Genomic DNA, 14887 nt, shown 5'->3' with positions numbered 1-14887 from the left:
AATTTATTTACAAGAAACGAAAAAGAGGTTCGACAAAATAAGCCTTACATCGACAGGCATGTTTTACTATGATGAAAAATGAGAATGTTAAAAGTGTAAAAAACTAAATTGGAGATTTACATAGGGTAGAATTATAAAACGTTTTAGAAAAACAAAAGCGACAATAAATTTCTGTGGAAGTATGTCTTGGTATGCGCTTTTTGAGTATATTAAAATATTTTACATATTTAATTCTACAGATTTACTTGGCTATTAAGTTTTGCGGTGTTATCATTGCTTTGTAATTTTGGAATTGGGGTGGGTCTGTGTCAAATATGACAATAATAAACATAAATATGCTATCTAAGGCAGGGTTTATTTTTATTAATCCGAAGAACACCTGCACAATGATTTTTCCAGAACAAGATATCGAGTTTCATATAGCCTCACAAATAAAAAAATTGCAAAAAGAAAAAGTTAAAATCGTCACACAAAACGAATTGATGTTTAGGCTTGTTAACAGTTCTATGGAAGCTGTAACCGTAAGGTGTTGTCAGTACACGTTGCCTAATGCCGCAAGGTTTAGAGAAAGCTTGGAATACATTGAAAGCGCTACAAAAAAATATTTTATAACTGGAAAACATGATCTGCTGGTGGAAACCTTAGAGACTTTCTTGAATAAAGAAACAAAAAAACGGCTTGAAAATGTAACTGAAAATACAAAAATTGATGCAAGATTGTTGCTGGTTAGTCGATTCATTAAGGAGCATTACAACCAGCCTATATCTTTATATGATCTTTCAAAATTGATCGACTGCAACCCAGTTTACCTTTGCAATACTTTTTCGAAGGTGTTTAATAAATCACCAATAAAGTATTTAAATGATATTCGTCTTCGGCAGGCTGAAAAAATGTTGTTGGAAACCGATCTTTCCATCAAAGAGGTAGCGACCAAAGTAGGGTATGTATCGTCATCGCACTTCTGTCAGATGTTTAAAAGTCAATTTCGCACTACACCAAAGCTTTATCGAATGGTAAATAAGTACAATTAGACGGAGGTCTTATGGAATTTTGTTGGGCGCTACCTGTATCAAACGTCAATGAATGTACAATGCAGGCTATTCAAGCCGAAGTCAGTGGATTCGACAGCATTTTAATAGCTAGTGCCAAGCAGGCGCCGGACCCATGGATTATGACCATGTTACTTGCTACATATACAAGTCGAGTTCGATTCCTTGTAGCTCAAAATACCAATTTGCTTCAACCGCACATAACTATGAAAGCCCTTAACTCCGTGTCGCAGATCTACGGAAACCGATGTGATATCAATATAGTCACAGGTGGTATTCAGCAAGAGGCACTTTCAACTGCAGATTTTGCTTCCCACGAAGATCGTTACCTTCGCACGAAGGAGTTTGTGAAATGTGTTCATTTGTTAAAGGGAGGAGCGGCAAGTTATAAAGGTTCCGTTTTCAACTACAACCAATTGACCATTGAACCTCCCTATACACGAGATGCCAGAGTATTCATTGCTGGAAGCTCGGACGAGGCTTTGAATATCGCGGCGGCACAGGGAGATGTATTGATTTGTTATGCGGATACGGTCGGGAATTTTAGAGAGAAAGCAAGCGTATTGAAACAAAAGGCTTTACTTATGGGAAGAAGCTTGAAATTAGGAATGTATGTGGATATTTTAGCAGCGGAAAATACGGCAGAAGCAGTTCAAATCGCAAATCGGAAATTCGAGATGTATACGGATGCACAGCAGAAAATGATTAAAATGTACCTCAATAGCGTGGATTCGGTAGGTATTCGCAAAAACAAGCAATATGCAGAATGCGATAAACTATGGGTGGAAGACCATCTTTGGGCAGGACTCTCGAAAGTGAGCCGCTCTGTAGGATTAACCGTGATAGGAAGCTACGAGGAAGTATGCAGGAAGCTGGAGCACTATCACTCGGCAGGTGTGGATTATTTTCTTTTTTCTGGATATTTGGATGCTGGAGTCTGTAAGGTTATCGGAGAGCATATTATTCCATATTTTAAAACTTCCATAAAGGATCGTGAACCACATTGAGTTTGGCAATTACTCCTTTCAAGCACGAGACGCTTAACTGTTTAGAGTCGCAAATCATCTCTATAGCGTTGTCATGGAATAAAAGATATGAGCTTATGTTTTTGGGGAAGTGGGGGTTTTCTTTCAGAAACAGGGAATACGATACAGCAAGCATAACTGGAGACCGTATCCTGACACAAATGGACGACACTTTTATACCTTTGGAGTATTATCACGGCATAAAAATTGAAGAGCATCAGGTTGGGAAGACCTCTGCAATGATGGATTTAATACGATTATACCTAGCAGAGAACATCCCCATAGTATTATTCGTTGATTCGTATTGGTGCCCATGGGATCCAGGATATCAGACATACCATAATATGCATTTTGTGATTGTTGTTGGCATTGATGAGAAGAAGGAATATTTTATTTGTGTCGACGGATTCTATGATAAACACCGCGAGCATTTGCCCTTAAAGGATTTGCATCAATATTGCAGTGTGTGTTATTCAATCAGGAATGTCGAAAAAAAACAAATTATTCCTTCGATAGAAGAGGTCGCAATATATACTTTGAACAAGCTCTCGGGTGAATACGGGATGAAGGAAGCGATCATTTCTTTTTCCGAAGATATCATTAAGCATTTCAATTATAAAGAAGAAATTGGGCGGTACAAAGATAAGTGGTGGGCGTCTCCTTTATTCAAACGTTTGATAAAAGTAAGTCAAGGACGTTTGTTGTTTGCCGAAGCTCTTAACTTTATGAATGATGTTAGATTGAGCCCCATTGTAACCGAGATGAAGCAGGCCAGCCGGAATTGGGAAAATTTAAGGGTTATGTTGCTGAAATCCAGCCATTTGGCTGATCCGATGGTCATGTTGCAAAGAGTCGCAAGTAAGCTTGAGGATATGGCTGAAGACGAAGCTCAAATTCTGCAGCAATTTTCAGACATGGTTCAAACAAGTGAAACTCGACATCAACCGGTCAAACGCTACCACCATGTTGAGATACGTGACTTAATGAATAATCGGGCTTTCGGTTCATTCGATACACCGGTTGATTTTTGCAATAACATCTTCTTTTTGGCACATGATTTGCCATCAACGGCGATATGGGGAGTATCTACTACTACTTTTTTAATGCAGAACTATGATGGTTACAGTCACGATAATATGATTGCGAGAGGTCAACGAGTAGAAATTGGATCAGATCAATATTTTGAGAAGATCGATCTTCTTATTTCTTTCACGAAAAAAACCTCTTGTCAGGTTTTCATTGAAAATTCGTTGGGTGAGCTTCAAGAATGGCTTATGGAAGGGGACCACTGGATAACCAGCCAGGCTGATTCTAGCAAAGACATCGGATACTCGGGTCAATTGGCCCTATATGAAAAAGAAGAGGTTCGTTTGTTGCCGCAGTTAGGACGAATTTATGCGCTTAGGTTTCAGCTGAGCGAGGCATCTCAGGTTGCTGCGCTCACGTTTTCTTCCAATGAAGACGTACATATATTTTCAATCACCTTATCATAACCGAGAAAGAGGTAATATCTATGAAAGTGTTAGGGCTTGGTGGATCTAATCACGACTTTGCGGCTTGTTTGATCGTGGATGGTGTTGTTCAAGGAGCAATAGAAGAGGAACGTTTGACGAGAATAAAGCATTCTTTGGGATTAGGTCTAAAAGCGGTCAGATGTCGGTCGGCGGATTATCTGTTAAACCATGCTGGTTTATCTTTGGATGATATTGATTTTATCGTTGGGAATGATATTCTCGACCCCAAGTATTATGAACGCTTTAAAGATCGCATCATACTAATGAATCACCATTTGGCGCATGCTTCAAGTTCCTATTACGCCTCGGGGTTAGAGAAATCGGCGGTTCTGGTGGTTGATGGATATGGGAGCCCGGTAAGCCAAAATTCGGACATGAATGAAACCATTTCATTCTATCATGCAAGTGGCTCGTCTATTGAGCTGTTATCCCAAGTTTCTGGAAGGATTAATCGCGATAGAGAGTATCCTGTTTTCGAAAATTCGATTGGGGCGTTTTATTTGACGTTAACTCGGGGACTAGGTTTCGAGTTCCTGCAGGAAGGAAAAACGATGGGGTTAGCTGCTTATGGCAGTGACAGCCGTTTCATCAGAGAAATGAGTGAGTATTACAGATGTGGGGATGAAGGGGAGTACCACTTTTCGGAGGAGCAAGCTGCCGGCATGGCTGAGTATATTAAATTGCAGTTGAATGGGGCTGCGAACGATAAAGAGTTATTTATAATTAAGGCAAATTTGGCTTACGCAGGGCAGCATCATGTTGAAAAAACGATGGTTCAGCTAAGTAATTATTTATATAAAAGAACAAAATTGGACTATTTGTGCTTAGCTGGAGGTGTTGCGCTAAATAGCGTGGCTAACTATAAAATTTTATCACAAACGCCATTTAAACAAATATTTATTCAACCTGCGGCCGGGGATGCTGGAACAGCGGTAGGAAGTGCCATGTATGGTCACTATATTTTAGGAAAACAGCAATGGGCTCCGTTAAATGAAATATTCAGTCCATACTTGGGAAAAGAATATACTTCAACCGAAGTAGAGGCTGCACTTGACGCCTTTAAAGAGAAAATTAAAGTGAGTCGGCCGTCGGATTTGTATGCAAAGGTCGCAGACCTTATATCAAAAGGCAATATTATTGGTTTTTTTAATGGACGATCCGAAATTGGACCAAGAGCATTGGGCAACAGAAGTATACTCGCGGATGCCCGCCATCCCAAAATGAAAGATATTATTAACGAAAGAATCAAACATCGGGAGGCTTTTCGACCATTTGCTCCAATTGTTCTGGAAGAATATCAAACGGAATATGTAGATATGGACCATCCGTCTCATTATATGTTGTTTGTTCCGCCAATTCACGAAACGAAGCATTCCGTGATTCCAGCCGTTACACATCAAGACGGAACCGGGAGGATTCAAACGATCAACAAAAAACTGAATCCAAGGATTCATCAGCTTTTAAATTCCTTCTATGAGCTGACAGGTGTACCCGTACTATTAAATACATCGTTTAACGATAATAACGAACCCATTGTAGAAAGCCCAATGGATGCCGTCCAGTGTTTTTTAAGAATTGATTTAGATTATCTTGTACTCGGGGATTATTTGCTGGAAAAGCAAAGTGCTTCTTTATGAGAAAACAGAATCGTGTTTCAAGGGTAATCTTTCACTTAGCGGTCAAGACGCCTTTGATATCGCTTGCACTAGTTTTTTCGATATCGGTTTTTGTATTTTATTCCTTGTTCGTATATAAGGTGGACATTGAAAATACAGTGAATGCCAATCTAATCCCCAAGCCATCATCGATAGAGAATGAATACGTATTGGAGTTTTGGATTGACGGAGGACTAGACGCCCAAGCTACCTCGTATGTTAACTGGTACCGCTCGTCCCAAAAATATAAAGCAAAAATTATAACGGTGTCTAGAGAGGGAACTCGAACTCGCATCCAAGCACAAGCATTAACTGAAGACATTATCCATGAATTTAGTGACGAGGAAAATCTATCAAAACAGTCTCTTCAAGTTAGCTTGAAGATAGGCCAGGAACGAATTATCGACAAGTTGTCTAGAAAATAGGTGAGTGATGGATAAAAAGCGGAAAATAGGAATAGTCTTAAAGCTCATGAAGCCGTTCCGGTGGAGTTTTGTAAACTTATTTATTTGTGTTGTGGCGACCTCCATCATCGCAATGAGCTATCCCTATATATTTAGTTTGTTGATAGACGAGGTCTTCTATAAGAAAAGTATTGATTTTTTTATTCTTATTGTAATTAGCTATGGTGTTGTATTCATTGGAGAGCAGTCTCTCCATTTCGTGCTTAATGCCGTATGGTCATACCTGATGACACGTTTCGTCTATGAGATCAGGAGAAAAGTCATTCGAAAGTTTATTCGCGCACAGGCAGACAGGCTCTCCCAAATGGAAACTGGCGAAGCAATGGTCAATATAAACCAAGATACAGATGAATTTATGAATTTGATTCACTGGAATATTTTTTATTTAATCGCCAACTCCATCAAAGTGATTAGCGCTTTTTGTTTTATAGCTGTGTTGAATGTCAAAGTGGCTCTTGTAGTTGCTGTATTGGTGCCGGTTTCTTACTTTATCAATCAGAAAATAAATGAGAGAGCGTACAAAAAAACGTTTATTCATCGAGAATTGTATGGAAAGATTTCGAGTTGGGTGCTCGAGATGTTATCGGGTATGAGGGAAATAAGAATATTTGGGCAAGTTAGAAGAAACAACTCTGTTTTCATCGGTAAACATGTGGAGCTTACTAGGGCCAAAATTGCAAAAGATCGGATTGAATTCATATCAGAACGAATAAATGTATTGGTGGTACTTCTTGTTCAGCTTACCTTGTTTATTTTTTCAAGTATTCTGGTGGTTAACGGGTCCTTTTCAGTCGGAGGGGTTATCGCGACATTAATGTACTACACGATCATTAGCGATATGTTTCGTAATCTTGCTCAGGCGCATATGCGGTTACAGAAAAATTTTGTGTCGGTCAATCGTGTATTTGCGATTTTGGGACAAAGTGAGGAACGCAAAACAGGAGATGGTTGTTATTCTACCAGAACGAGCATTGATTTTCGGAATGTACGCTTTGCTTACAATGAAAAGCCTGTTTTTGATCAGCTTTCTTTCACTATAAGGTATGGAGAACATGTTGCTATAGTAGGTAAAAGCGGGACGGGGAAGAGTTCCTTGATCCAATTGCTGCAGGGTTTCTATGAACCGGATGAAGGTGTCGTCGAACTGGACGGAGTTCCTATCCAACAATATCCGCTGAAGGAGCTGCGGAGAATGGTTGGAGTAGTACATCAAAGGCCCGTAATGTTCAAAGGAACCATTCGCCATAACATTTGTATGGGAGAAAAACATTTCACGGATGACGCCATATGGGAGGCCTGCAGGCAAGCTGGCATTGCAAATGAAATAGAGCAGCTTCCTGACCAGTTAGATACGTTTTTAAACAGCAACGGTGAAGGCCTGTCTGGAGGACAGAAGCAACGGATATCCATTGCCAGAGTGCTGATCAGGAATCCCGAAATTATTGTATTTGATGAGGCGACTTCTGCCTTGGACGGCATATCGGAGCAAGCTTTACGTCAAGTTATCCGGTCTTTGAGATCTCGAAAAACGATTATCACAATTGCACATAATTTCTCTATGATCGCAGAGGCAGAGAGAGTTATCGTACTGGATCAGGGATCTGTTGCGGGAATGGGGAAGATAGAAGAACTCATGCAAAATTGTTCAGTATTCCATGATTTGTATTCGGAACAGAAGGAGTGGTATGCAGCATATGAACGTACTTAAATCCGATCGAATCAAGTTCATGAGGCAGATCAACAAGTATATTGCTGGCAGCCGGAATCCCTATGTATTGCTGAGCTCGATCCGTTTCTTGTTGTTATTAATCGTCCTGGGAACGCCCTACTTATACAAGTTGTTAGTAGATGGTGTGCTCATTTCAGGCCAATTGGAACTGCTGTGGATCGTTATCACAGGCTACATCGTTTCCTATGTTTTTGAAACAGGGTTATTAACATACTCCGCCCAAAAAACAAATCGGTTATCTAACTTGCTGGCAATTATGATTCGAAAAAAGATGTGGAATAATTATTTGCGCGACTACAACGGGAAATTCCAATCTCTAGGAACAGGAGAATTGAAAAATCGCATCGACAATGATGTTGACTTGCTTGCGATGTATCCAGACAAACATATCATTCAATACTATTATCATGTTGTTCTGATCGTTTCATTTTCTGTTGTTATGCTGTGCATTAACTGGAAACTTGCTCTCATCGGTTTTGTATCGATTCCGCTGTCCTTCTGGATGACGAAATGGCTGGGAAAATCGGTATATCGCACATCTGAATCTTATCGTCATGTCTATGGGAGATACGAAGAATGGTTGAAGGAAGTGTTACAAGAATGGAAGGAAATTAAGTCCTTTGGATTAGAACAGAAACAAGAAATTCAATTCACTTCCTACTGGCATCGATTAAGTCAATTGTTCTTTAATAAACAGCTTTTTTGGAGTATGAATAGAACCTTTATTTCTATTAAGGACTTTTTTATTACCAAGTTGAATATTTACTTTGTCGGAGGCCTTCTTATTATCTATGGTGAGTTGAGCATTGGCAGTCTGGTATTGTTTATGAGTTATTACGATTTAACGTTCCGAAGTTTGGGAAATGTCAATGAGTTGGATATCCAACTTCAGGAACAAAGGCCAAGTATAGAGCGTGTGCTGGACAGCGTGGATATTGAGATGAAGCAACAGAAGAACTGGGTTGAACCGGTTCATTTCAACGGGGAGATATCTTTTAAAGAGGTTAGTTTTACTTATCCGGCAGCCAAGCATGCAGTGCTGAAAAATATCCAATTGAATATTCAGGCGGGAGAATGTGTGTCCATTGTAGGAAGGAGCGGTAGTGGGAAGTCAACGATCGCAAAGATACTATTGGGAATTGTTGAACCTGACCATGGCGCAGTGTGGTTAAATCGGTCAGTTGTCATACATGAAACTGTTGTTGAACAGATCAACCGAAACATCGGTATCGTTATGCAAGAAAGTATTCTGTTCAATCTTTCGGTCAAAGAAAATTTGCTGCTTGCCAATCCAAAAGCTTCAATGGATGAAATTCGTCAAGCATGTCGAATCGCGCAGATTGATACTTGGGTGGAAGGATTACCGGATCAGTATTCAACGATGCTCGGTGAGCGTGGAATCAATTTGTCGGGCGGTCAACGGCAGAGGCTGGCGATTGCGCGGGTAATTTTGCAGAAGCCCCGAATCGTAGTCTTTGACGAAGCAACATCTCAATTAGATCATGAATCCGAGTATAGTTTACTTCGGGACGTAAAACATCACTTGCAAGGGATAACCTTAATTATTGTTACCCATCGTCTTCAATCCGTGTTGTTTTCGGATCGCACGGTATTGCTAGATCAGGGATCAATCGTGATAAGCGGAAAACACGATGAGCTTTTGGAAAAAAATCATGTGTACCGAAACATGTTTTTGCAACAAAAAGCGATCTAGCTGAAGGGAAGGTTAAGATGAAAAATTCCTTTATCCATTTAGGTGAACATATTGAGGCAGGTGGCAAAGCAAACGCACTGGGGCAATTAATCCGGCATGATATAACGGTGCCGCGAGGAGTTATTATACCTTTCAGCATATTAACGAAGTTACTTCACTACAACGAAAAATACAATGAATTTATGGATGTCATTCAAGGGGAATGGGTTTTATATCGTGACTCTCTTCTCGAATCTTTGTTAGACAATCTTATTATGGATAGTGATACGGAATCTTTATTAAATGATATTTCGAAATTTCTTAAGCCGCCTTTCATCATAAGAAGTTCGGCTGACAATGAGGATACGCAAACAAGTAGTATGGCGGGTGTCTATGAGAGCCATATCGTGTCAGGTGAAGCATCAACAATTTGGCAAGGAATGGTTGCTTGCTGGAACAGCGCCTTTTCGAGCAAAGTATATTCCGTAACCGGAACTTATCCCGAAAGTATCCATTTAATTATCCAAGAATTCGTGGAGTTTGATGTTTCAGGTGTTGCGTTCTCTTCTTTCAAAGAAACAATCGATGCGGATGAATGCATATGGATTGAAATGGTTGAGGGAGAATGTGGGAAACTAGTGGATGGAATTGCTGTTCCGCATGTCTGTAAAATGTCCCGATGGGAAGTGCCTAAGAAAGATAATAAACTCAGCAAGGAAATATTGACCGAACTGCAGATGCTTATATTCGAATTAGAGAGGATCATGGGGTGCCACGTCGATTTGGAATGGGGGGTCAAACAGGAACAACTCTACATTACCCAATGCAGACCTATAACTAGTAAGGCGGCAGTTAAAACATTAGAACATGGAACATGGATAGAAGAGGAATCGCTGCATTTCCTGCTCGCTCAGCCCAATCAAGGTTGCCTTGAACTATTGAATCAGCATCTAAACAAAAAGTATTGGACTAGGCTTGTTTTAAAGAGACACCATATTCGGATTGCGGTACTAGGTTTTTTATGTGTCGATACTGCGAGATTAACGATGAAGGATGTTGAAGTAATAGGGAGACATTGCAAGACCAAGCTGGTTGAGCTGAAAACGGATCATGGGCTTATTCGAACTTTTAATACCCCTGAAGATATATTGAAAGCATTAAGAAACCCCATGTTTTCGTGCAGTGAAGGAGTTTCAACCATATGCGTTTCGGAATTCCTGCATGCAGGAAAGTCCGGTTATTCCAAGCAGGTTGGCGATCGAATTTATATTGAGGCTATTAACGGTGGGTTCAATGCGCTTTGGAAGGATGGGGGCATACCGTCGCGTTATGAAGTAACGTTGGAGGGAACAGTTCTATCTTCAGAAATTCATAGTACAGCCTTCTATTATGCATACGATGCCGATAGAGGGGCATGGAAAAGATGCGAACTGAAGGATGAAACGGAGTGTATCTTACAACAAAGTGAGATTTTGCAGATCGTCCAATTAACGACGCTGCTTGAAAGCAAGTTGAGTAATGCAAGCGTGGAGTGGACCTCTTCCCCAGTGGAAGGAGGCGTTACATTTTTCGATCTTTCTCAGGAAAAGAATTCACAATTCTCTACCGCATTCAATATTTTATCGGATGGATCGTGCCAAGGTAAAGTCAAAAGACTTTCAGCCGACGCACTCGATAATTTATTTAGCACAATTCATGAAATTAATGTGATTCCGACCCAAGCTTATATTGAAAAGATAAATTCAAGCCATTTCCAGCAAGCTATTTTTAATAGCATCGGATCCGATAAACCTATCGTGGTGAGCGATTTTCCCAAAAGATCATTAGCACCGCTGATTCCCTATGTTAGCGGATTCATATTTGAAAAAGGCGCCGTTTTATGTCATTTGAGCATTTTGCTTCGTGAGGCGGGGATCCCTGCGATGATTAGCGGTGAGATGTATGAAACGTTGAAAGATGAAGAGGAAGTTTTGTTTACAGAGAAAGCGATTATTCGATTGGAGGAAAGCGTATAGTATGAATCACTTAAATTATGACCAGTTAAACAATGAAGAACGACTCATCTTGTTGACTTCCAAAATCGCACTTACCTCAGAAGAAGAGAAGCAGATCGGGACTATAATTGAAGAAGGTTTCGATGTGGGAAGGTATACGGCCATTGCAGTAAAACATAAAGTGCTGCAGCTTTCCAGTCGCCATGTTATACGATTGGACCATAAAGATAAAGTGAACATGCAGTACAAGCGGCTTTTCGAATATAACTATTTGGGCAACAAGGAAAAAAACAATCTGTTGTTTCTAGAACTTGCTAACCTTCTCAGACACTTTGCGAAAAAGGGGATCAAGGTGATTCCGGTCAAAGGCGTAATCCTTGCTCCCGAGTTGTATGGCGATTATGGTCTTCGAACATTGAATGACATCGATTTCATCATTCGACCGGAAGATCGAACCAAGGTCTCCAACGCCCTGCTTGAAGAAGGATATGATATTGGCGATTATGATTGGGCTTCTCAAGAGATCATTCCCGCTAAGAAAGAAGAAGCTTTAATGTGGAAAATGAACGCAGGTAATTTGCATCCTCATGTGAAAATGGTTGAAAACCCGTTCTTAAAATGCGTAAGGGTAGACTTCTCCTATGATGTGGATCTGCAAAAGGATTTTCAGGCAACGCAATCCTTAATGCAGAATGCCAAGGAAAGTACGTTATTGGAAATAAAGGTTGACAGATTAGATCAAATTGATTTTTTACTCCATATTTCCATTCATTTATATAAAGAGGCAAGCAATGTGAAGTGGATTACGATGGGTGAAGAGCTTTCGCTTATTAAATTTTGCGATTTCAGAGAATATTTGCTGAGCATAAATGAACAGTTGGATTGGCAAATGGTGTATAAACGTGCACAACAGTTAAATGCCGTTAGTTCCATGTATTACAGTTTGTTTTTTTGCAATTTTTTGTATAGAGAAAACTATGGAAATGAATTTATGGCTAATGTACAAGAGATGAACATTACTGAAATTGATCAGTTCGGACAGGCGGATTACAACCGTAAAGTCCAATGGGAAAAACCGTTTATTGAAAGATTTTTCAGCGATTCGAACAGAGATCAATTGACTTCTGGAAGCAAGCTTGATAGCTATAAACAATCTTTATCCACTAAATCTTAAGGGAGCGATTACATGAGCGGAAATATACTAACCAGTCAAGAACTGATTACAGCAGTAAAATCTAAGGTTGCTAGTGAACTAGCTATAGAGGAGGCATTCAATGATGATGCCGATTTGACCAATTACGGACTTGATTCGATGAGTACGGTCCGGATGTTGGTTTCGCTTGAAGAAGAGTTTCAAGTTACGTTTGAGGATGAGGATTTATTATTGGAAAATTTCCGTACGGTATTAAAAATAGCCCAATTGCTTGAAAAAAGAAAATAACGTTAAAGGGGGAAGAAGAATGAAAAGAACCTATGTCACTAAGGGGAGATTGTCCACAAAACAAGCTGAGGCACTCCTCTCTAAGCTTATATACAGTATCGAAGAAGTGTCAAATTGTTATTTGGATACAGATCAAGGGGTTATATGTATTGAAACAAAAGCAGAGGCCAACTTGGAGGCCATAGATGAAACGGTCAATCGACTCATAGAACAGCAACAGGGGATCCGGCCATTTGCTGTCCAGACGTTGCATGAGCATGATGGATTTTCTTTAGATTCACATGTCATAGATGAAGAACAGCTCTCAGAGTTATTTAATGGAAACCTAAAAAAAGATGCTGCAGTCATATTGTACGAGGCAATTGACGAAAAGATTAGCCAGTATGCCAAATCGCTGCAGGCATCTCTGAGATCGTACCCCTCCATGATTGATAAAGATGTTTTGGAGACTTGTAATTATATTAAAAGTTTCCCCCAAAATCTTTATGCAGTTTCGGAATTTCCACATCGCAATGTCACGCTTGAAAAAGTGAGAGAGGATGACAATTACCAGCAACATCTTAGGGACTCTACTAAACTGCTTTCGCCGGCAGTATGTTTTCATTGCTATGCTGAGTATAAGAACCGTACATTGGAACAACCTGTGCTTTTGACAGCTGCAGGTAACTGTTTCAGGCATGAGGTTCCTTGGCGTTTAGGGCAGCATCGATTAAGCGAATTTAAAATGAGGGAAATCGTGTTTATCGGTTCACCCGATTTTGTTGAAGAAACACGCACAGCCATTATGAAAGATATATGGGAACTTTTTGTGGGACTAGGGATGTCAGGGAAGATTGAGACTGCACATGACCCATTCTATTTCCCTAAGGATGCAATCAAACAGCAATATCAACTAATGTCAAGTATGAAGTTTGAGTTGATAGCTGAAATGAAAAATCGCGGTTCTGCATTTTCTATCGCGTCCTTTAATAATGTGAAAGATACACTTTGCAAAGAATTTTTGATAACGAACGCAAAAAATGAGTTTCTTCACTCCGGTTGTGTGGCATTTGGAATCGATCGTTGGGTGTATGCAATTTTGGAAACTTATGGTACAGATATTGCGAATTGGCCTTCTTCACTGACATCACAGTTACCGGCTGATTATGCCATGTTAACTTTGTAACCCCTCAAGAGGCAAAACTCTAAGGAAGGATTTCTATGCCATTGCACTTTTTGTAGGGGGATGGGAGGAGGTGAGAAAGGGACTGAGGGCTATTTTACGGTCATATTCATGACAGTAAAATAGCCTTTTTTTGTTGAATACTCCGTCAAATGTCCAAACATTCGAAATAGAAATAGAAGCTTAGTTTCTGCTGCGCTCCATCACCCGGTATCGGTTGGGCGGCTGCCCGACCTGCTTTTTGAACGCTTTGGAGAACGAAAACAAGTCAGGATAACCGACCGAGTGCGCGACTTCGGTTAACGTCAGCGGTGTCTGAACAAGCAAACGCTTGGCCTGGTTCATTTTGAGCTGTTGGATATACTGCACGGGAGAAAGACCGTAGGCTTTGCGGAACTGTTTCGCGAAATGGGTGCGATCCACCCCGGCATGCGTCGATACGCCTTCCACCGTAATGCCTCCCGCAAAATGAATGTCCATGTACTCCTTGCCTTTTTGAAGCCAGGGGATGGAGACGTCGGGCTGAAGCTCACGGGCTGCCGGTGAACGGCTGATCCGGTCGAATAGCCCCAGAAAACGGGTAAGCCGGCCCAGGTCGCTTGAACCTCCTTTGGGCTCGCGAACCTCCTCCATGAAAGCACGCATGCCATTCGCTGTTTCCGGCGTGAGTACGCCTGAGCGGTGTGGAGAGTCTGGCGTAAGGCCGATGCGTGCCAATAACTCGGTCGCCAGTTTTCCGTCGAAAGCGATGAAAATTTTTTGCAAAGGTTCTTCCGGATGGGTCCAATATTCGTGCGTGATGTGGGGAAAAAGACAGAAGGCATCTCGCGCACGCAGTGCATGACGCTGCCCGTTCTGAATGAAGGTACCCTCGCCCTCCAGCACGAACAACAAATAATGGAACGGCGTGGTCCGCGGTCCAATGTGATAGTTGGTTTTGGCCATGTTGCGGCCGATGCGGATCGGCCAGGCTCCGCCGGATTTTTCGAATTCGGATGGAGTGAAAAAAATGATATCCAAAAATTCGTGGTGGTCCTCCTTCATGCGCTCAATCATGGGAACACCTCTTTTATCCCTAGAAGTATATAACCTATTATACAGGTGGGTTTTGTACATATTCAAGATGGAATCCGTTTCATTTTTTATATTGACCACAAAATG

At 40.8% G+C, this 14887-nt stretch carries 11 protein-coding genes; 10 read left to right on the top strand and 1 reads right to left on the bottom strand.

Going from position 1 to position 14887, the window contains the following annotated elements; genetic code table 11:
- Positions 1-386 precede the first annotated feature (386 nt).
- From SNR34_RS21175 to SNR34_RS21130, 10 genes are all read left to right on the top strand, one after another.
- Positions 387-1031, top strand: coding sequence for a helix-turn-helix transcriptional regulator (locus tag SNR34_RS21175; RefSeq protein WP_486180124.1), 645 nt, complete (start codon positions 387-389; stop codon positions 1029-1031).
- 11 nt (positions 1032-1042) lie between these two features.
- Positions 1043-2056: an LLM class flavin-dependent oxidoreductase gene (locus tag SNR34_RS21170; RefSeq protein ID WP_343261031.1), complete on the top strand. Its 1014-nt coding sequence runs from the start codon at positions 1043-1045 to the stop codon at positions 2054-2056.
- Positions 2053-3567, top strand: coding sequence for a BtrH N-terminal domain-containing protein (locus tag SNR34_RS21165; protein ID WP_486180123.1), 1515 nt, complete (start codon positions 2053-2055; stop codon positions 3565-3567). Before SNR34_RS21170 ends, SNR34_RS21165 begins: the two co-directional genes overlap by 4 nt.
- 20 nt (positions 3568-3587) lie before the next feature.
- Positions 3588-5225: a carbamoyltransferase family protein gene (locus tag SNR34_RS21160; protein WP_343261029.1), complete on the top strand. Its 1638-nt coding sequence runs from the start codon at positions 3588-3590 to the stop codon at positions 5223-5225.
- Between the two features lie 450 nt (positions 5226-5675).
- On the top strand, positions 5676-7415 hold the full coding sequence (locus SNR34_RS21155; protein ID WP_486182499.1) for an ABC transporter ATP-binding protein: 1740 nt from the start codon (positions 5676-5678) through the stop codon (positions 7413-7415).
- Between the two features lie 19 nt (positions 7416-7434).
- Positions 7435-9150 carry an ABC transporter ATP-binding protein gene (locus SNR34_RS21150; protein ID WP_486180122.1) on the top strand — a complete coding sequence of 572 codons (1716 nt, stop codon included), beginning with the start codon at positions 7435-7437 and terminating at the stop codon, positions 9148-9150.
- Between the two features lie 17 nt (positions 9151-9167).
- Positions 9168-11144, top strand: a complete 1977-nt coding sequence (locus tag SNR34_RS21145; protein WP_486180121.1) for a PEP/pyruvate-binding domain-containing protein — start codon at positions 9168-9170, stop codon at positions 11142-11144.
- Between the two features lies 1 nt (position 11145).
- Positions 11146-12297, top strand: a complete 1152-nt coding sequence (locus SNR34_RS21140; protein ID WP_343261025.1) for a nucleotidyltransferase domain-containing protein — start codon at positions 11146-11148, stop codon at positions 12295-12297.
- A 12-nt stretch (positions 12298-12309) separates the two neighbouring features.
- Positions 12310-12564: an acyl carrier protein gene (locus SNR34_RS21135; RefSeq protein WP_343261024.1), complete on the top strand. Its 255-nt coding sequence runs from the start codon at positions 12310-12312 to the stop codon at positions 12562-12564.
- Positions 12565-12583: 19 nt separating this feature from the next.
- Positions 12584-13729, top strand: coding sequence for an aminoacyl--tRNA ligase-related protein (locus tag SNR34_RS21130; RefSeq protein ID WP_343261023.1), 1146 nt, complete (start codon positions 12584-12586; stop codon positions 13727-13729).
- A 180-nt stretch (positions 13730-13909) separates the two neighbouring features.
- Here SNR34_RS21130 and SNR34_RS21125 read toward each other — a convergent pair whose 3' ends face one another.
- On the bottom strand, positions 13910-14782 hold the full coding sequence (locus tag SNR34_RS21125) for a helix-turn-helix transcriptional regulator (protein ID WP_486180120.1): 873 nt from the start codon (positions 14780-14782) through the stop codon (positions 13910-13912).
- Positions 14783-14887 lie beyond the last annotated feature (105 nt).

The organism is Paenibacillus sp. XP01 (genome assembly GCF_057364885.1).
Note: the sequence above shows the minus strand (reverse complement) of the source record. Positions and strands in the feature narration are given on the sequence as shown.